This is a genomic window from Neobacillus ginsengisoli (genome assembly GCF_030813055.1).
On sequence record NZ_JAUSTW010000018.1, the window covers coordinates 1 to 19,383 of the forward strand.

Genomic DNA, 19,383 nt, shown 5'->3' on the forward strand with positions numbered 1-19,383 from the left:
ACCCGTTCCCATACCGAACACGGAAGTTAAGCTTCTCAGCGCCGATGGTAGTTGGGACGCGAGTCCCTGTGAGAGTAGGACGTTGCCAGGCTGTTTAATTTTAAAAAATTGCATGCATAATTTATTGATTTAAGACACATAATAATATGGTGCAATAGAAATGTGAAATTTTTACCGTCGCGGGGTGGAGCACGTTCGAATTATCTTCTTCGAATAATCTACAGCGCACCGATTGAACCGCAGCTTGAGTTGCTTTCTGAAATCGGGGCGGTCGTTACAAACTGTGAGCATAGATAAATTTTATAATTTTTACCGTCGCGGGGTGGAGCAGTCTGGTAGCTCGTCGGGCTCATAACCCGAAGGTCGCAGGTTCAAATCCTGCCTCCGCAATTTGGTCTGGTAGTTCAGTTGGTTAGAATGCCTGCCTGTCACGCAGGAGGTCGCGGGTTCGAGTCCCGTCCAGACCGCCACAAAATAAATTTAAGAAAAACACGAAACCAGGTTTCGTTTTTTTTATTTTCGTTTAAACTACATATAAATTTTGCATCCTTAGGAGACATCCTAAGGTTTTTTTGTAAGCAAAATAAGGTAAAATGGAGATAGTGTTAAGCAATGCTATAATTAAAAGGTGATTAAATGAATCAATATGAAATGAATACAGCCAATCCGGAGGAAACATCCCAATTTGCGGAAAAAATAGCCGGTTTTTTACAACCGGGTGATCTAATCGCGTTAGAAGGGGATTTAGGTGCTGGAAAAACAACCTTTACAAAAGGATTGGCCCGAGGGTTAGAAATAAAGAAAACAGTAAATAGCCCGACATTTACGATTATTAAGGAATACAAAGGTAGATTGCCTTTGTATCATATGGATGTATACCGTGTAGCGGATTCATACGAAGACTTAGGCTTCGATGAATACTTTGAAGGTGATGGCGTAACAGTAGTGGAATGGGCTCATTTAATTGGAGAACAGCTTCCCGGTGAGCATTTGGCTATTTTCTTGTACCATGAAGATGAGGAAAAAAGGAAGATTGTACTCATGCCAAAGGGAAAAAGATATGAGCAATTATGTAAGGAGATATTTTCATGACAATATTAGCGATTGATACTTCTAACTACGCGTTAGGAGTAGCGCTTTTAGAAGATAATCAAGTTCTTGGCGAGTATATAACAAACCTAAAAAAGAACCACTCTGTTCGAATCATGCCAGCCATTCAGACCCTTATGAAAGATTGTGAAAAGGTACCGGCGGATTTAACGAAAATTGTGGTTGCAAAAGGACCAGGCTCCTATACAGGAGTGAGAATTGGTGTCACGATTGCCAAAACATTAGCTTGGACATTAAATATTCCGCTTGTAGGAATATCCAGTCTTGAAATTCTTGCTTCCGGAACGGGCCGCTACTTTGATGGCTATATATCTCCGTTATTTGATGCAAGAAGAGGACAAGTCTATACGGGGTTATTTCAGTTCCGGGATGGAGAGCTTGTTACTGTTGAACAGGATCAATTAGTGATGTTAACGGATTGGGCCGAAAAATTAAAGAATTTCTCTAAACGCATCCTTTTTGTCGGAAATGATTTACTGATTCATCGGACGAAAGCGGAAGAAATATTAGGACAACAAGCAGTATTTGCCGCTCTAACGGAACATAATCCGAGGCCCTCAGAGTTGGGACAATTGGGCATGTACAAACAAGGGGAAGACGTCCATACATTTGTTCCCAACTATATACGCTTAGCCGAAGCGGAAGCAAAGTGGTTGGAAGCAAAAGGAAAAATTTAAAAAGGATAGGAATTATTGATATGGTAGATTCTTTTGTTTTTCGTAATATGAGGGAAGAGGATATTGACCAAATTTTAATAGTTGAGCATGCATCCTTTGCTACACCTTGGAGCCGGGAAGCTTTTTATAATGAATTATACAATAACAAATTTGCGGTTTATATTGTTCTCGAGGAAGACAAAAAAATTATTGGTTACTGTGGGGCTTGGATTGTGATCGATGAAGCCCATGTAACCAATGTTGCCATCCTTCCTGAATATCGAGGTCGAAAGCTTGGTGAAGCATTGTTGAAAAAGTTAATGACTGTTGCTATGGAAATGGGTGCAAAGAGTATGACTCTTGAAGTGCGGGTAACCAATCATGTTGCCCAATCCCTTTACCGAAAATTAGGTTTCCAAAATGGCGGGATTCGAAAAAATTATTATTCTGACAATCAAGAAGATGGATTAGTGATGTGGGTGAATTTATGAAAAAAGACCAATTTGTATTGGGTATTGAGACAAGCTGTGACGAGACTGCCGTTGCGATTATAAAAAATGGCCGGGAAATAGCTGCAAATGTGGTTGCTTCACAAATTGAAAGTCATAAGCGCTTTGGCGGGGTTGTTCCGGAAATTGCTTCACGCCATCACGTAGAACAAATCACCATTGTAATTGAAGAGGCATTGAATCGGGCAAATCTTACTTTTTCGGATATTAATGCCATTGCTGTTACTGAAGGGCCCGGATTGGTGGGCGCGCTTTTGATAGGCGTCAACGCGGCTAAGGCACTTGCTTTTGCCCATGGTATCCCGCTTGTTCCGGTGCATCATATTGCGGGTCATATTTATGCCAACCGTTTAGTAACAGAGTTGAATTTTCCACTTCTAGCTCTAGTCGTGTCAGGCGGCCATACAGAGCTTGTTTATATGAAAGAGCATGGTCACTTCGAAGTAATCGGTGAAACGAGAGATGATGCAGCCGGGGAAGCCTATGACAAGGTGGCACGAACATTAAATCTCCCTTATCCGGGGGGGCCTCATATTGATCGATTAGCAGCAGAAGGCAGCCCGAACATTGATTTACCACGCGCTTGGCTTGAGGAAGGATCATATGATTTTAGCTTCAGCGGCTTAAAATCAGCTGTAATCAACACGGTTCATAATGCTGAACAACGCGGCGAAATAATTGCTCCCGAAGATCTTGCAGCGAGCTTTCAAGCAAGTGTCATTGAAGTATTAGTGAAAAAAACTGAAAAGGCTGTTGCTGAATACGGAGTGAAACAAGTAGTAGTTGCGGGTGGCGTTGCCGCAAATAAAGGACTTAGAGCTGCGCTGGAAAAGGCATTTTCAGAAAAAGAGTCGATTGAATTAGTCATTCCGCCGCTATCCTTATGTACGGATAATGCGGCCATGATTGCAGCTGTTGGAAGTATTATGTTTGAAAGGGGAATAAGAGCGGATCTATCTCTTAATGCCCTCCCTGGGCTCGATATAGAAATCTATAATCATTAAAGACTAACTCTTTTCCGGGTTAGTTTTTTTGTGGATAAAATATTATTCAGAAACGTGTAAAAAAATAATTTTGTGGATAACTCTACGATAATCTGTTGATAATGTGGATAAATAGGGGGTTTTTTGTGGATAATGTGGAAAAGTCTAAGGAGAGTTGTAGAAGTACCCTTTTGAATGTGTATAAGCCTGTGGAAAAGGTAGAATAACATGACTTTTTCTTAAAAAAATGATGAGATCAATTGGGAAATTTGTCGATATTGCTCGGAATTTTGTCGATATTTCTTTGAATTTTGTTGATATACCATAAATAATGTCGATTTTTTAAACAGGTTTATATGACTTCTCGGAAAAAAACAAATAAAAACCAGGCAATGCTGCCTGGTCATTATTCAGCAAGCTCGGCCCACTCTTCCATGAGTTGATCAAGCTCCGCTTTTGCTTTTTCACTATTTAAGTTGATTTCTAAAACCTTTTCGTGATTTTGGAAGATTTCCGGCTCGCATAATTGTTGCTCATAATCCTGAATTTGTTCTTCCAACTCTTCAATTCGTAATTCCATTTCTTCTACTTTTCTTTTTCGCTGCCGTTCCAGTTTTTTGCTTTCCTTATCCTGTTGATAGGAATTTTTTTCTGCAAGCTCTCCATTTGGTCCATTTTTTACAGCAGCAGCAGTGGCAGCCAATGCTTCAAGTTCTGCCTGTTCCGTCTTTTTTTCTACATAATAATCATAATCACCCAGATATTCCGTACTGCCGCTGGGGCTTAGTTCTAATACCTTCGTGGCGATTCGATTAATAAAATACCTGTCATGTGAGACAAATAAGATCGTCCCGGGATAGTCAATAAGCGCATTTTCAAGTACTTCTTTACTATCAAGGTCAAGATGGTTGGTAGGCTCGTCTAAAATCAACACATTCGCCTTCTCCAGCATGAGCTTGGCAAGGGCAAGACGTGCTTTCTCACCGCCGCTTAATGTTGAAACAATTTTTAAGACATCTTCACCGGAGAAGAGGAAATTTCCTAATACCGTTCTGATTTCTTTTTCACTTTTTAATGGGTAATCATCCCACAATTCATTCAAAACACGCTTATTGGACCTCAACTCAGCTTGTTCCTGGTCGTAGTATCCGATTGAAAGGTTCGTTCCGTAACGGATGGTCCCTGCAAGCTCAGGCAGCTTTTTAATAATCGTCTTTAACAAGGTTGATTTTCCGATACCGTTAGGACCCACTAGGGCAATGCTTTCGCCGCGATATGCGCGGAAGGAAATCGACTCTGATACCTTTTCACCATGATACCCAACCGCAAGAGAATCCACTGTCAGGACATCATTTCCGCTTTGCTTTTCGATTTCAAAGGTGAAGGAAGCAGATTTTTCGTCTCCGAGCGGTCGATCCATGATTTCCATTTTCTCAAGCTTTTTACGGCGGCTTTGTGCTCTTTTGGTGGTTGACGCCCGAGCCAGGTTGCGCTGGATGAAGTCCTGTAAATTTGCAACCTCCTGCTGCTGCTTCTCGTAAAGCTTCATATCACGTTCATAGTTGGCTGCCTTTTGCTCAAGGTAGGCACTATAGTTACCCGGAAATTTTTGAATTTGCTTTCGGGAGACCTCATATACCTGGGATACTACTTTATCCAAAAAATAGCGGTCATGGGAGACAATTAAAATGGCACCCTCATAGCTTTGCAGATATTGTTCAAGCCAGGAAAGAGTGTCAATATCAAGATGGTTGGTAGGCTCGTCCAAAATTAAAATATCGGGCCTTGTTAACAGGAGCTTTCCTAATGCGAGCCTTGTTTTTTGTCCGCCGCTTAAGCTGGAAATCATCACTCCATGATCACGAAATTTCAAACCGTGCAAAACAGAGCGAATATCGGCCTCGTATTGATAGCCTCCTTGTTCCTTAAATTTCACTTGGAGCACATCATACTCTTTTAGTATTCTTTCATATTTTCCACTGTTGTTCATTGCATCAGTGTCCGCCATTTGTTCTTCCAGGTGACGAAGTGTTTTTTCCATGGTTTGAAGCGATTCAAACACAGTCATCATTTCTTCCCAGATCGACAAATTTGATTCTAAACCTGTATTTTGAGCTAAATAGCCGATGGTTACTTCCTTTGGCTTAAAAATCTCACCGCCATCATGTGACAGGTGTCCCGCTATAATCTTCAATAATGTCGATTTTCCTGCACCGTTGCGGCCAACGAGTGCTACACGGTCACGTGTTTGTAATTCCAGTTTTATATTCGATAAAATAAGTTCAGCACCATAGTATTTTGCCAGTTGATTTACTTGTAACAAAATCATTTTTTTCACCTCTATTACATACGAATAGTGTACCTTAATCCCGGTTTGTCGGCAATAAACTGCTGTTAATTGCAAAGCTCGAAAGGAATTTGTCGAATGAAAAAAATATTCATTCACACAAATTCGCTCAAAGTTTCACACACATAGAAGAAAAAATAGTGTATGATTTAATTGGAGGCTTTTAAATATGACAGAATTTACTCATTTTAATGAAGAAGGCAGAGCGAAAATGGTTGACGTAAGTGATAAACCAGAAACGGTCCGCACTGCGCTTGCCCATTCCAGCATTGCAGTTAGTAAAGAGATTTATGAAAAAGTAACGAATAATGAAATGAAAAAAGGCGATGTGTTAGCAGTGGCTCAAGTAGCGGCTGTTATGGCTGCCAAAAAAACATGGGACATCATTCCAATGTGCCACCCAATTCCATTAACAGGTGTAAATATTACCTTTATATGGGAACAAGCTAACAAAGATCAGTACAAATTAAATATTTCTGCATCTGTAAAAACAAAAGGAAGCACAGGTGTTGAAATGGAAGCGCTAACAGCAGCGGCTGCTTGTGCGTTGACTGTTTATGACATGTGTAAGGCAGTTGATAAAGGTATGGTAATAGGACCTACCTATTTAGTGGAGAAAACAGGCGGAAAAAACGGCGACTTTCAAAGAACCCAGTCAAGTAATATAATATACTAAACCATACATGCGGGGTGTAGGAGTCAAATGATAAATGAAACGATGAAAATACCACAGGCGACCGCAAAACGGCTGCCGTTATATTATCGATTTATACAAAACCTCCATGCTTCCGGTAAGCAGCGAGTTTCTTCAGCAGAATTAAGTGAAGCAGTAAAAGTGGACTCTGCCACCATTCGAAGGGATTTTTCCTATTTCGGAGCATTAGGGAAAAAAGGCTATGGTTACAATGTAAATTACCTATTAACCTTCTTCCGTAAAACACTTGACCAGGATGAGCTCACAAAGGTAGCCTTAATCGGGGTAGGTAATCTTGGAACCGCCTTTTTAAATTATAATTTTTTGAAAAATAATAATACAAAAATTGCATGTGCCTTCGATGTCGATCCTGAAAAAATGGGAACATTGATTGGGGACGTCCCTATTCTTCCTATGGATAATTTGGAGGAGTATTTATCCAATGAAAATATACCGGTTGCGATTTTAACAGTGCCCGCTCCTGCTGCCCAGATAATTACAGACCGGCTTGTGAAAGCAAATGTTAAGGGGATTTTAAATTTCACTCCTGCAAGGTTAAATGTTCCGTCTTCCATAAGAGTGCATCATATTGACTTAGCAGTAGAGCTTCAATCACTAGTATATTTTTTAAAGCATTATCCGACAGAGGAAATTGAAGCAGAGTAGAAACAAAGACCTTTTCGCGAAAATATCGCGGAAAGGTCTTTTTCTTTTGGAATAGGGACCCCAAATTATCGACTTTACAACGTAACAGTGTTATGTTACATTAATTTCATGAAAGGGGTTTTCAAAATGAGCGAGGAGTTAATCTCTAAAAAGGATTTATTAGAACTGGCCGGGATATCGTATGGGCAATTATATAGATGGAAACGAAAGGACCTCATTCCGGAAGAATGGTTTGTGCGGAAATCAACGTTCACCGGTCAGGAAACCTTTTTCCCAAAAGAAAAGATTTTAGAAAGAATCGAAAAAATTCAAACGATGAAAGAGAATCTTTCCTTAGACGAACTGGCCGACATGTTTTCACCAAATGTCACTGATTTAAATTTAACGAAGGATGAATTAATAAAACGTAACATTGTTTCGACAATGGTTGTCGATTTTTACTTGGAACAGGAAAAAGGCGGTCAGCAATTTGATTTTTCAAGAATGCTTGAAGTGTTTGTTTTAGAGAAGCTGCTGCAATCAGGTGAAATTAATCTCGATGAAGGGAAAATGCTGCTTCAGGTGCTAAAGGACAATAAACCCTTAATTAAACAGAAAAGCAGCGAATTAGTAATTACGAGAAAACTGGGAGTTTCATCCTGTCTTTTATTGATTAATGCCGAAGCATTCCTTTTTGAGCGGGGGACGAAAATTGTCACGCAGCTCTCGTTGATGACCTGTATGGAAGAGATTAAATCAAAATTACTTTAAAGGAGAATGAATATGAACCAAAAAGGAGACTTGGTCATCAATGGCTTTGGGGCATCGGGCGGCGGTCAATTCCATCTTGTAACGATTAATGGTTTCGGTACAGTTAACAATGATGTGGATTGCACTGAATTTGAATGTAATGGGTTTGGTACTGTAACTGGAAACGTTAAATCAGATAAAACAAAAGTAAACGGTAAAGCCAAGTTCAAAGGAAATATTGAAGGGAAGGTTCTTTCGATTGAGGGGACGGCAAAAATTGATCAAAACTTGTATGTGGAAAATTTGAATGTTTCAGGGACCGCTGCTGTGGGTGGAAAAGTAAAATGTGAGGAAATAAAAATAAAAGGTCACCTAAAGGTTGGAGAAGATTGTGAGGCGGAAATTTTTAAAGCAGAATCCCAGTTTGTTATTGGCGGGCTATTAAACGCCGATCAAATTGAGATTAACCTTTATGGTGAATCAAAAGCTAAAGAAATCGGCGGCCAAACGATTACAGTGAAACATAAAGGATCGCTATTCGGTCAATTATTGAAGCCTCTTTTTCAAACCCAGCTTGAAACGGAATTAATTGAAGGGGACAAAATTGTCCTTGAAAATACGACAGCGAAAGTAGTCCGCGGAAATCAAATTACGATTGGTCCTAATTGTAGAATTGACGTTGTTGAGTATACAGGTGAAGCTTTTATTGATAAAAAAGCACTTGTGGGAGATAGCAGAAAAATCTAATGGGGGGCAATTCAATGAGAAAAGGCGAAAACCTAATTATCAATGGATCGGGAAGTTATCCCGGCGGACATTACGACAAAATCAGTATTAGAGGCGAGGGCACGATTGTAAATGATGTTGAATCCTCTGCTTTTAATGTATATGGAACTAGTGATTCCGAACAAAATGTCAAAACAGGTTCTGTAAAAATCCTTGGTGAAGCAAATGTCAATGGCAATATCGAAGCGGATGAAACGTTGGTTATGGGGACCATGGAGGTCGGCGGCAAAGCGCATTTGAAAAAAATAAAGATATTTGGCTTGCTTGTAGTCGGTGAAAGATTAAGCGGTGATAAAGCGGTTATTAAAGGAAATATATCGGTAAAGGGTGATGTCGAATACGAGGCATTCGATTCAAGCGGCGGTTTTGAAATCAAAGGATTATTAACTGCAGATACGATTAAGGTCGGTTTGCGCTTTGGTCAAAGCACGGCAGAGGAAATCGGCGGCGGGAAAATCACTATTAAGAAAAAGAAAAACTCGCTGCTGCCATTTGGAAAAGGAATTGGGTCCCTTACAGCCAAGATAATCGAAGGGGATGATATCCATTTAGAAAATACAAAGGCAGAAATCGTCAGGGGTAATGACGTTAAAATCGGACCCGGCTGTCAAATCGGATTGGTGGAGTATCGAAATGTCTTGACGCATGACCCTAGTTCAACGATAAAAACTCAGAAAAAGATCTAAAAGGAGGTTTGGGGTCGGGTTCTCTTTTTCTGTGTTAAGTATGGCGGCGATGCCTCCATTTGGCATCCACCAGCGCGGCTCGGCGACTTCAACGAGCAACTTTATCCGGTCATTGGGAATGACGATTGGGATTACCATATTTGGAACCATCCAAAGAAATAGTTTTAATGGGAAACTGGAGGATGCTTTTTCCGGAATGGGACCACTGCCAAAAGGCCAGTCCTTTGGGGATTCACGTGCCTTATTATCGGAGCAGGCAAGAAGTCACATACCAGCACCTATTTTATCCAAAATCACGGATGCGCTGTCCGGTTCCATTATCCATACTTTTACATAGGCACTTGTTCCCGCCTTCTTGGCCTTCCTCTTTATTGTTATTTTAGGAACAGAGAGAATGGTGATCAAGAAAGAATCGGTTTCTCAATAAAAACAAAGAGGCTGACGGTATGGTGTCAGCCTCTTTTCTTATTTCAATTTATCCTTAAATTTAATATAAAAGAAAATCATTCTAATTCCTGAGCCAAAATCAAACGTCGCTAACACGACAAGGAGATAACTGAAAAAACTCCAGCCGCTTTTTTGCACATCCTGGATCGCAAAGTAAGTAAATAAAGAACCGAGCAGGAGATAAATGAAGCCGGAAAACAACGGTGAACGTCTCATAAAAATCCTCCGATGAAGTTTTGCACTTTCTCAGCGCCGTGAATAAGTTTCTCGATATCGTTCTTGTAGGCAGATTGAAGGATGACAACCATAGTATTCATCGCTACATGGGCAAAAATAGGGACAATGATATGTTTTGTTTTAACATAGAGAAACGCAAACGTAAACCCCATCGCCGAATAAATGAGAATATGCTTAGGCTCCATATGGGCTAAGGCAAAAATGAGCGAGCTGATGAAAGCAGAAACAAAAAAGTTATAGCGTTTATAAAGAGCACCGAAAATTATTTTTCGAAAAATGATTTCTTCCAGTATAGGGCCGAAAATGGAACTGACTAATATAGCTAACGGAAAAGAATCAATAATTTTAATAATATCCTTTGTATTTTCTGAGCCCATTTCAATTCCGAGGAGCTGCTCAATATTTGCGGCTATAGATTGAGCAAATAAGGCTATGAAGACACCGAAAATTGCCCAGATAACTGAACGGCTGAAGCCGGTTCCTCTTTGGTTAAGGTTAAATTGCTTCATTTCTTTTCGTAGGATAAGAAGGACTATGATCAAGGCAATGGAAAAGCTGATGATGAGCCAATAAGGAACTGCAAGCTTTGTGCTTATTCCTAATGTTTTAAAGCCTAACATCAACAGGGGAACCCCGATAAGGCTGGAAAACTGCATAACAAGATAAACAATTATGATCATCCAATATTCCCTTTTCAAATTGTAATCTCCTTTTTTCTTTGAAATTCGATAACTGTCTAGCGCAAGCAGCCCAGCGACTAGTATACTTCGCTCTTCTCCCTACGATAAGTCAACATCGAATCTTTAGCAGCTCCGTGTTTCCTTTATCTCAGTCGAAGCGCTCCAGTCCTGTTGTACGCTAAACGGGCGCTTCCGCTTTTCTTTTTGCACTATTCTTCATTCTACTCTTAAATCAGCTCGAGTATCAATTTTGAAGAGTTACTTTCAAAAATAATGTATAGAATTACATGTTAATCACATACTTTTAAGGTTGTGAAAAAGTAGCTTTCTTTTTTGAAAAATTTTATGCATCACACTTGCAAAAGATTTTCAGATTCATTATTATAATAATTGTGTTAGCACTCATAACAAGAGAGTGCTAATAATGTCAGAATTACATATATTTTTGAGGAGGTTGTTTGATTTGTTAAGACCATTAGGTGATCGCATTGTTATTGAGCTTGTTGAATCAGAAGAAAAAACTGCAAGCGGTATCGTTTTACCGGACTCAGCTAAAGAAAAGCCTCAGGAAGGAAAAGTTGTTGCCGTTGGTACTGGTCGCGTGCTTGAAAGCGGAGAACGTGTAGCACTAGAAGTTTCTGTAGGCAATCGCATTATCTTCTCAAAATACGCTGGTACAGAAGTGAAATTCGAGGGTACTGAATATTTAATTTTACGTGAAAGCGATATTCTTGCTGTTGTAGGCGCATAAGGATTATTCCTAAAAAAATAAATTTTTTTGACTATTTGAGGAGGTTTTTGAACAATGGCTAAAGAGATTATGTTTAGTGAAGACGCTCGACGTGCAATGCTTCGAGGTGTGGATGCACTTGCAAATGCAGTAAAAGTTACTCTTGGACCAAAAGGACGCAACGTGGTTCTTGAGAAAAAATTCGGCTCACCATTAATCACAAATGACGGTGTAACCATTGCGAAAGAAATTGAATTAGAAGATGCATTCGAAAACATGGGCGCCAAGCTTGTAGCTGAAGTAGCCAGCAAAACAAACGATGTTGCCGGTGACGGTACAACAACTGCAACTGTTCTTGCTCAAGCGATGATTCGTGAAGGCTTAAAGAACGTAACTGCCGGTGCTAACCCTATGGGTATCCGTAAAGGAATCGAAAAAGCAGTTTCTGCTGCTGTTGAAGAATTAAAAGCTATTTCTAAACCAATCGAAAACAAAGCTTCAATCGCTCAAGTTGCGGCAATTTCTGCAGCTGACGAAGAAGTTGGCCAATTGATTGCAGAAGCTATGGAACGCGTTGGTAACGACGGCGTTATCACAATCGAAGAGTCAAAAGGCTTCACAACTGAATTGGACGTTGTAGAAGGTATGCAATTCGATCGTGGATACGTTTCAGCTTACATGGTAACCAATACAGACAAAATGGAAGCTGTTTTAGAAAACCCGTACATCTTAATCACTGACAAGAAGATTTCCAGCATTCAAGAAATCCTTCCTGTTCTAGAACAAGTTGTTCAACAAGGTAAGCCATTATTACTTGTTGCTGAAGACATCGAAGGTGAAGCACTTTCTACTTTAGTAGTGAACAAACTTCGCGGAACTTTCAATGCAGTTGCTGTTAAGGCTCCTGGTTTTGGTGACCGTCGTAAAGCAATGCTTGAAGATATCGCTGCTTTAACCGGCGGTGAAGTCATCACTGAAGAGCTTGGCCGTGACCTTAAATCTGCAACAATCGATTCTCTGGGCCGCGCTTCTAAAGTTGTTGTGACAAAAGAAAACACAACAATCGTTGAGGGTGCCGGCGAAGCGGAAGCAATTGCTGCCCGTGTGAACCAAATCCGAGTTCAATTAGAAGAAACTACTTCTGAATTTGATCGTGAAAAATTACAAGAGCGCTTAGCGAAATTAGCTGGCGGTGTAGCGGTAATCAAAGTCGGTGCTGCTACTGAAACAGAATTAAAAGAGCGCAAGCTACGTATCGAAGACGCTTTGAACTCTACTCGTGCTGCAGTTGAAGAAGGGATCGTATCCGGTGGTGGTGTAGCCCTTCTAAACGTATTCAGCAAAGTGGCTGAAATTCAAGCTGAAGGTGACGTAGCAACTGGTATCAACATCGTATTACGTGCGATGGAAGAGCCTGTACGCACAATCGCTCACAATGCAGGTCTTGAAGGATCTGTAATCGTGGATCGCTTAAAGCGTGAAGCTGTTGGAACAGGCTTCAACGCTGCTACTGGCGAATGGGTAAACATGATCGAAGCCGGTATCGTTGACCCAACTAAAGTTACTCGTTCAGCTCTTCAAAATGCTGCATCTGTTGCGGCTATGTTCTTAACAACTGAAGCAGTTGTTGCTGACAAGCCGGAAGAAAACAAAGGCATGGGCATGCCTGATATGGGCGGCATGGGCGGAATGGGCGGCATGATGTAAGGCGTTTAAGCCACAATCTGAGAAATAGTTATAGCTATTTTCCCCCCATTTTGAGAAGTAGTCATGTAAATTATTTATATCAATAGCAATAACCACTTCCTATAAAAATTTAGGGAGTGGTTTTTTGTGTTGTTAAAATTTGCTTATCAAGACTTTTTGGATGACAGACGTTTCAAGAACACAACCAAGACGAATATCAAAAATTATGAAATGCTATTAGGTAAGTTTGTGGATTACTGCATTGAGAATCAAGTGGTAAACGCTGAAGACATTACCTACAGTCATGTGCGACAATACCTTTTAAATTGCCAAGAAAAAGGAGACAAGGCTAGTACAATCAATACCAAGCTATTGAGAATACGGGCATTTTTAAATTATATGGTGGAATGTGAGGTTATTAAAACTAATCCTGCCAAGAAAGTTAAAAAGCAAAAAGAAGATATCAAGATCGATGTCTTCAGTGATGAACAAATACGGCAGATGTTGAACTTTTACAGAAGGATAAAACAACGTGAAAAAAGCTATGTAGCTTATCGAGATTACATGATTATTGTGACGATTCTTGGTACTGGAATTAGACGAGGTGAAGTCATAAATCTGCAGTGGTCTGATATTGATTTCATCAATAAAACAATATCTGTTTTTGGAAAAAGTAGAAGAAAAGAAACGATTCCCATTACAGATAAGTTGGTAAAAGAACTGGCAGGATATCAATCCTTTTGCAAGCAATATTGGGGAACTATAAGTGATTATGTTTTTGTAAAACGGGATAACACTCAAATGACCGACAATTCATTGATGTTAGTTTTCAAATATCTAGGGCAAAAAATGAATTTTAAAGATTTACGGGTATCCGCCCATACGTTTCGCCATACATTTTGCCATAGGCTTGCAATGTCTGGAATGAGTGCCTTTGCCATTCAGAAGCTTATGAGACACCAAAATATTGCAGTTACGATGAAGTATGTTGCTATGTGGGGGAACGAGCTAAGGGAGCAGAATGACAAGTATAATCCACTAAATTCATTAGATGTGTAAGTGGGAAAAAAGAGAGCAGTCAAATGGCTGTTCTCTTTAATCTTTAAAAAAGTTAGATTTATTTGCAATTTCTATCAATTGCTTAGATCCCCTCGCTTTTTCTCCATTTTTCTCCTTTCTTCAAATCTATTCCAGTAAACTTCTGGTTTAGTACAATTACTAATGCAAAAAATCTTTTAAAGGGGGATTAGATGTTTGTCGCTTATACAGATGCTTCAATCCGAAATCAAAATGCAATTTTAGCATTTGTAATCTTCTTTGAAGATAAAAGTAAAATATCAAAAAGGATCGTAATTAATCAAACGAATAACAACATTGCAGAGGCTTCAGCATTTAAGGAGTTAATTTCTTTCCTCGACTACTACAATTTTAAGGGAGGTTTAATACTTTTTGATTCCAATGGTTTAAAAAGCCATCTAAAACGGTCAAGAAGAAAAACTAATAAGTATCTATCCGAGGACACCAAGGAAATCCTTAGAAGACTTAGTGTTAGAACTCAGGTAATTCCTCGAAAATATAATGTTGCTCACCAAGTATGCTCTGAGAATAAATCTTTAAAATCTACTCCATTTTCATCTATTAACCGTCATTACTATCAAAAGGTGGAGGATTTTCCCGATTACCTTTTACAGTTATCTGTCCTTGAAGAATACAGGCAGATATATAATAAGCGTTTTGCTACCTTTCATGAGGCACAAATGAAGCTAAATAAGAAAATATGGTCAGCTGACCTCTTGGAAGATTTGGATGGTGTTAAGATGTATGCGATTCATGATAAAAGAATAAAAGTACATGGAGATACCATTATTAAGCTTACTAAGGTTAATAATGTCCAAGTTGGTAGTCATTGGAGGGCAATTAGAAAGTTGCAAAAGTTAAACTAGATGCTACATTAGTAAAATTGATTTTGGAAGTAAAGGAGAGAGGGCATAAAAATGGGTGTAGTCTATGCTATTACAAATAATTTAACTGGTTTAATTTACTTAGGTGGAACAACAAGGGGTGGGGATGTAAGACTTAACGAACATCGTTTAGCATTAGAAAATGAAAGAGAAAGAAATGAGCAATTACAAATAGACTATTGCAGGGTAGGAGAGAAAAACTTTTCCTTTGAGATAATTTTTGAGTCTACTGAGCATGAGCTTTGTGAATTAGTTCTAATAGAGTTGTTTTCTAGGATTGGATGGGGATATAAACAAAGAAGAGGAAATCGAATTCAAAAGGTAATAACTGGAGAGGTGACGATACCAGAGATTGTTTATCAACAAGTTGTAAATTACATACATCAAAATCATAGCGAAGAAGGTTACTTTCAACACTATTAGAAGAACTCCAAGATATCAAGTTCGGATTCGAATGTAAGTCAAAAGATATTTATAATAGAGAATTTAAAAACAGTTTTTTAGCTGAGTATGCAGCTAGTACCCGTAGAGTAGATGAAGTTCGTTTTAAGAAAGCCAGTATATTTGAAGAGAAAGCACAGAAGGACTTGTACGACTTTACATTCGAAGAAGCTGAAGAATTCTTATATTCATTAAACGCAAAGAGTTTAAGGAGTATTCAAAATCATATTTCTAGATTGAGAATATATTTGGATTTTGCAAGGCAACAAAGGCGTTCGATAAATGAGATAAATTATTACAAGTACTTAGGTAAAAAGGAAAATGCCACAAAATACCTCAGGTGGAAAAGCTGTTTTTGAATGAGGCTATTGTATTACTAGAATGATAGTGCTATAATATATGTACTAAAATTAATAATCGTATATTACATCTGTATAATTAACAATTAAACTATGAAGGAGAGACTTTACATGCACCCGCCTCTTTAGGAGGCACACAATATATTTCTGTAAAAGCTATGAGTTAATCATAGGATAGGGCTATTCATGCCTACATATCACAGGGATAAGTGTGCTTTCTAACGGGGGATTGTATGTAGATTCTCTCCTTTTTTGTGTTACTTTGATAGCAGAGTTTGAGTTTTGTTAAATAAAGGGCATTCGCTTCGCTCACTCTGCCGCCTCCCTACGGTCGTTAGCGGGACGCTCCCTGCGGGTCACTTCGCCACCTAAAGGTGTCGACCCCATCAAGCTCAGACCTATAAATGAATCATTAATCATATCAAGGGTTGTATGGTTATTAAAAGTGTGCATCTTTTGACATAATATAAATCTGGGTAGTATTAATATATTACGACAAAATTTGCACGCTATTTTAAAGGGTCTAATAATCTGTAAAAACCTAACTAATTTATGTAAGGAGGGAGTAAAAATGGCTGTCATAGGCAGTCCTCTAATAGAAAGTAGGTAATTATAGTGACATTAACAACAGAAGAATTTGTAATGAAATTTGGGACGAAGGTGCAGAAGGCTAAGTTCAAAAGGGATGGTAAACTAGGGTCAAGAACTAGAGAGTCTATTATTAAAACGGCTGAGCAGGAATATATAGTGGAAATTGTTAAACTAGGCAGGAGTAACATATACGTATGTACTAAGCGTGTTGAAAAGGTCATGAAGAAAGACGGTCGTGTAAGAAGTGGGCGAGAACAAGTTGAACATAGAATCCCAATGGACATAATTGTAGCGGTTCACTTAGAATACGATATGACGAAACAAGCTAGTATGAGTTTAGGTAAATGGGCAGTTGAATTTGGACTAATTTCAGAACTTGAATCTGACTTATTACTTTCTAGACACAGCAGTACTCTACGTCAAAAACATATTGATTTGGCTATTGAGAATGGTCTTCTTGAAGAAGACCAAACGAAGCTATTAGATGAATTTACACTTCACTGCCTTGAGATATATGGACAATTGGTTAAGACCTTAGAGCATATGAAGAAATGTGGTATTATCTTATTCTATGAAAACTGGATGGGATATGGTAAAGATGGTAAAGTCAACATCAATCCCGAAATAATGAAGAAAATCCAAAAGACTAGACGGGATCTAATGAAGAAACATGATGTTGTTGAATTCAATCTAACTGCACATCGTAATGCTAAAAAGGTTAAAAACTTTAAGCTCGAATGGAAACAAGCATTAGCAGAAGTAAAAGATGAGTTTGGCAATGTCCTAGGCATTAAGTATTACTGGAAAGAATACGCTGTGATATTGAAGGCTACAAGTAAAGTAGTGCAGCGATATCTTGAAACGTATTGCGCCGAAGAATTAGAAGCCTATGTCAATAATAAAGACCTATTCATAAATCAAAATGAAGCGAACTATGTGCTTAAGCGTAAAGCTAACTTCATGAAGAAGGCAGAGAAACGCCACAAGCAAAAGCTAAAGGAATACAAGGAGATGAAGGTTGGGTTTGCAACAGCAGAAGATGAAGAACTAATTAGATACTTTTACACGCAGAAAGAACTGGAGGATATCATTACAGGATATGACCTAGGCGTTAAGAGGTTACACTTGCAGAACTTATATATGGAGCGAATGGGGCAGCTATTCGATTTGTATAAGCTAAAGTCTATAGCAAATAATACACTTTGAAGGAGTCTCTTAATAGAGGCTCTCTTTTTTGTATATTGGATCAGAAGATTGAACAAAGGGTCAGAAATTATAACATCGACTTACATGAACTAATAAAACCCGTCTTTATACGGAAAACCAAAAAGTAACTGTTATCTAAATGGAGTGAGTAGCCTTATGTCTCAAAACCGAAAGATGAATTTCAAAATTTAGATACCATGGTAGTGGTACTGTATTACTGTTACAGATATGGGATAAAGAAGAGGGAATCTGAGCTTTCAAGTTGTAAGGGAGATATAATTCATTTCGGTCAAGATACAATTAATTGCAATATTTTATTTTTTTTGTTATATTCTAACTAAGCCATGGACTTGGCTAATACAATAGTGGCAACTGGATGGTTGTACACAAAGAGGAGATGTTGAAAATGGTAGCACTTACTACTATTTTGTTACGTTCGAAATTCGCACGAAGAATGCCAGACCCGATTGACCCGAAGAAGGAACATCATTTTATGTGGGTGGCTGCACAAGATTTACCTGAATCAATTCCTGCAAACCCAAATCCACGTCCATCCAATACAGATTTAGCAGTTTATCAAGAAGTGTTAGATTCTTTCTTGAATAAAGGTGCTTCAACTCCGTATACTTTCCATTTGAAGAATAAGGGTCTTGATATTATTGCTTCTTATGTGAAAAATACAGAGAAAGATCAGTATGAAGTTGGTTTCAATTCTTCTGAGGGGCTAGCAAATGGGAAACATTCGTTTGAAATTATGAAAAAAAATGCAAAAGAAGTTGGCGATCAGTATGTGTTAGTAAAGATTACAACTAACGTCCATCCTGATTTTGTTGCAGAAATGGCGATGGGATTAAATACTTCTGTTCAAGTACACTCAGAAAGTATTTTAAACCAAAAAGGTGCTTTTGATTGGATTAAGGAAGTCCTTAAAAATGAGTCATATGCAGACAAGATTTCATACGTGGAAAACTTGAATTTGCCAATGGATATTCGTGAGTTGATTTCAATTATGGTGTTATTTAACATTGATATCAATTCTTTAGAAGGTAATGTAGCAGATAAGCATCCTAAATATGCTTATTCAGCAAAAGCGAAGTGTCTTGCCCAATTCGAGGAGCATCCCGAGAGTTTTGGAAAGCTACGCTTGATTTTGAAAGATATTCTGGTACTTCATGATACGATTAAGTTAGAAGGACCGTTGATGCATAATAAGCAAGGTGGTAAAGCTGGTGCTTTAGGTTACGTTGAGAAACGTACAAAATCACCGATTGAATTAATTTTTATTGACAAAGAAACAAAGGTATACCTTTCTAAAGGTGCTTTATTCCCAGTACTGGCAGCTTTCCGTTGGTTTGTTAAGGAAGATCCAAAAAGCGGATTGTACGTATGGAAGAAAAAAGGTGGATTTGATGAAGTATTAAGCGTTTGGAAAAAACATGGTCCACGTTTAATGAGTTCTGTCCAATCAGCATATAATGCAGTAGGTAAAGATCCTAATGCGTTAGGGAAAAACACCGTTACATGGTCATCAACTTATAGTGAATTATTATCCGCTCTTTTAGAAGAACAAGATGATAATTAATTGTGAAAGGGCTACAGATATTCTGTAGCCCTTTTTATTACTAATTAAGTAATATATTAAGTAAATGAATTAAACGTCGTATATCTTGAATTACATAATAAAGTTTCCAACCTCGTAGTGATAACATATAAATCAAGGTAATTTCGTTGAAATAAATTGATAGTTGCTTTAAGGGAATGTATTGTACATTCCCTTTGGGTTTATTCGTTATACTTAATGAAATTTTGATTTTATTAGGGTTATATTATATTGAATTCCTTGTGAAATATTTTTTTGTATTTAATGCTATTTTACACT

21 protein-coding genes, 2 tRNA genes, 1 rRNA gene and 1 pseudogene are annotated in these 19,383 nt (G+C 38.5%); 22 read left to right on the forward strand and 3 right to left on the reverse strand.

Features of this window, described 5'->3' with window-relative positions; genetic code table 11:
• The 8 genes from rrf to tsaD all read left to right on the forward strand — a co-directional run.
• Positions 1-91, forward strand: a 5S ribosomal RNA gene (gene rrf, locus J2S10_RS26585); the annotation flags it as partial.
• A 71-nt stretch (positions 92-162) separates the two neighbouring features.
• The gene (locus J2S10_RS26590; RefSeq protein WP_307414109.1) at positions 163-297 is read left to right on the forward strand and encodes a hypothetical protein; all 135 of its coding nucleotides are present in this window, start codon (positions 163-165) and stop codon (positions 295-297) included.
• Positions 298-316: 19 nt separating this feature from the next.
• Positions 317-390: transfer RNA gene (locus J2S10_RS26595), tRNA-Met, on the forward strand.
• A gap of 3 nt (positions 391-393) precedes the next feature.
• Positions 394-470: transfer RNA gene (locus J2S10_RS26600), tRNA-Asp, on the forward strand.
• Positions 471-636: 166 nt separating this feature from the next.
• Positions 637-1,092, forward strand: coding sequence for a tRNA (adenosine(37)-N6)-threonylcarbamoyltransferase complex ATPase subunit type 1 TsaE (gene tsaE / locus J2S10_RS26605; RefSeq protein ID WP_307414111.1), 456 nt, complete (start codon positions 637-639; stop codon positions 1,090-1,092).
• Positions 1,089-1,787 (forward strand): tRNA (adenosine(37)-N6)-threonylcarbamoyltransferase complex dimerization subunit type 1 TsaB, encoded by a 699-nt coding sequence (gene tsaB, locus J2S10_RS26610; RefSeq protein ID WP_307414113.1) that lies wholly within the window; start codon positions 1,089-1,091, stop codon positions 1,785-1,787. Before tsaE ends, tsaB begins: the two co-directional genes overlap by 4 nt.
• 20 nt (positions 1,788-1,807) lie before the next feature.
• Positions 1,808-2,257, forward strand: a complete 450-nt coding sequence (gene rimI, locus J2S10_RS26615; RefSeq protein WP_307414115.1) for a ribosomal protein S18-alanine N-acetyltransferase — start codon at positions 1,808-1,810, stop codon at positions 2,255-2,257.
• Positions 2,254-3,279 (forward strand): tRNA (adenosine(37)-N6)-threonylcarbamoyltransferase complex transferase subunit TsaD, encoded by a 1,026-nt coding sequence (gene tsaD / locus J2S10_RS26620; protein WP_307414117.1) that lies wholly within the window; start codon positions 2,254-2,256, stop codon positions 3,277-3,279. Before rimI ends, tsaD begins: the two co-directional genes overlap by 4 nt.
• Before the next feature lie 385 nt (positions 3,280-3,664).
• On the opposite strand, the gene J2S10_RS26625 is transcribed toward tsaD, so the two are convergent.
• Complete coding sequence (locus tag J2S10_RS26625; protein ID WP_307414118.1) at positions 3,665-5,587, reverse strand: ABC-F family ATP-binding cassette domain-containing protein; 1,923 nt, start codon at positions 5,585-5,587, stop codon at positions 3,665-3,667.
• Positions 5,588-5,774: 187 nt separating this feature from the next.
• On the opposite strand from J2S10_RS26625, the gene moaC reads away from it, so the two are divergent.
• The 6 genes and pseudogenes from moaC to J2S10_RS26655 form a co-directional block, all read left to right on the forward strand.
• Entirely contained in the window at positions 5,775-6,281 is a 507-nt protein-coding gene (gene moaC, locus J2S10_RS26630) for a cyclic pyranopterin monophosphate synthase MoaC (protein WP_307414120.1), read from the forward strand.
• A gap of 27 nt (positions 6,282-6,308) precedes the next feature.
• Positions 6,309-6,965, forward strand: coding sequence for a redox-sensing transcriptional repressor Rex (locus tag J2S10_RS26635; RefSeq protein ID WP_307414122.1), 657 nt, complete (start codon positions 6,309-6,311; stop codon positions 6,963-6,965).
• Between the two features lie 126 nt (positions 6,966-7,091).
• Positions 7,092-7,715: a YhbD family protein gene (locus J2S10_RS26640; protein WP_307414124.1), complete on the forward strand. Its 624-nt coding sequence runs from the start codon at positions 7,092-7,094 to the stop codon at positions 7,713-7,715.
• A 12-nt stretch (positions 7,716-7,727) separates the two neighbouring features.
• Entirely contained in the window at positions 7,728-8,441 is a 714-nt protein-coding gene (locus tag J2S10_RS26645; RefSeq protein ID WP_307414126.1) for a bactofilin family protein, read from the forward strand.
• Between the two features lie 14 nt (positions 8,442-8,455).
• Positions 8,456-9,166 carry a cytoplasmic protein gene (locus J2S10_RS26650; RefSeq protein WP_307414127.1) on the forward strand — a complete coding sequence of 237 codons (711 nt, stop codon included), beginning with the start codon at positions 8,456-8,458 and terminating at the stop codon, positions 9,164-9,166.
• Positions 9,167-9,173: 7 nt separating this feature from the next.
• A pseudogene (locus J2S10_RS26655) lies at positions 9,174-9,593 on the forward strand (MFS transporter); the annotation flags it as partial.
• Positions 9,594-9,631: 38 nt separating this feature from the next.
• On the opposite strand, the gene J2S10_RS26660 reads toward J2S10_RS26655, so the two are convergent.
• Together J2S10_RS26660 and J2S10_RS26665 are read right to left on the reverse strand one after the other, a co-directional pair.
• Positions 9,632-9,829, reverse strand: a complete 198-nt coding sequence (locus J2S10_RS26660) for a YdiK family protein (protein WP_307414128.1) — start codon at positions 9,827-9,829, stop codon at positions 9,632-9,634.
• Positions 9,826-10,548, reverse strand: coding sequence for a CPBP family intramembrane glutamic endopeptidase (locus J2S10_RS26665; protein WP_307414130.1), 723 nt, complete (start codon positions 10,546-10,548; stop codon positions 9,826-9,828). Before J2S10_RS26665 ends, J2S10_RS26660 begins: the two co-directional genes overlap by 4 nt.
• A 445-nt stretch (positions 10,549-10,993) precedes the next feature.
• Here J2S10_RS26665 and groES point away from each other — a divergent pair, with 445 nt between their 5' ends.
• The 8 genes from groES (at position 10,994) to J2S10_RS26700 (ending at position 19,086) form a co-directional block, all read left to right on the forward strand.
• Positions 10,994-11,281 carry a co-chaperone GroES gene (gene groES / locus J2S10_RS26670; protein ID WP_307414132.1) on the forward strand — a complete coding sequence of 96 codons (288 nt, stop codon included), beginning with the start codon at positions 10,994-10,996 and terminating at the stop codon, positions 11,279-11,281.
• Positions 11,282-11,335: 54 nt separating this feature from the next.
• On the forward strand, positions 11,336-12,967 hold the full coding sequence (gene groL, locus J2S10_RS26675) for a chaperonin GroEL (protein WP_307414134.1): 1,632 nt from the start codon (positions 11,336-11,338) through the stop codon (positions 12,965-12,967).
• A gap of 126 nt (positions 12,968-13,093) precedes the next feature.
• Positions 13,094-14,005 carry a tyrosine-type recombinase/integrase gene (locus tag J2S10_RS26680; RefSeq protein ID WP_307414136.1) on the forward strand — a complete coding sequence of 304 codons (912 nt, stop codon included), beginning with the start codon at positions 13,094-13,096 and terminating at the stop codon, positions 14,003-14,005.
• Between the two features lie 191 nt (positions 14,006-14,196).
• Entirely contained in the window at positions 14,197-14,889 is a 693-nt protein-coding gene (locus J2S10_RS26685) for a hypothetical protein (protein WP_307414138.1), read from the forward strand.
• Between the two features lie 51 nt (positions 14,890-14,940).
• Positions 14,941-15,330 carry a GIY-YIG nuclease family protein gene (locus tag J2S10_RS26690; protein ID WP_307414140.1) on the forward strand — a complete coding sequence of 130 codons (390 nt, stop codon included), beginning with the start codon at positions 14,941-14,943 and terminating at the stop codon, positions 15,328-15,330.
• Between the two features lie 47 nt (positions 15,331-15,377).
• Positions 15,378-15,707: a phage lytic cycle repressor MrpR family protein gene (locus J2S10_RS27595; RefSeq protein WP_370876299.1), complete on the forward strand. Its 330-nt coding sequence runs from the start codon at positions 15,378-15,380 to the stop codon at positions 15,705-15,707.
• Between the two features lie 615 nt (positions 15,708-16,322).
• Positions 16,323-17,504 (forward strand): hypothetical protein, encoded by a 1,182-nt coding sequence (locus tag J2S10_RS26695; protein WP_307414142.1) that lies wholly within the window; start codon positions 16,323-16,325, stop codon positions 17,502-17,504.
• Between the two features lie 406 nt (positions 17,505-17,910).
• On the forward strand, positions 17,911-19,086 hold the full coding sequence (locus tag J2S10_RS26700) for an AIPR family protein (protein ID WP_307414145.1): 1,176 nt from the start codon (positions 17,911-17,913) through the stop codon (positions 19,084-19,086).
• Positions 19,087-19,383 lie beyond the last annotated feature (297 nt).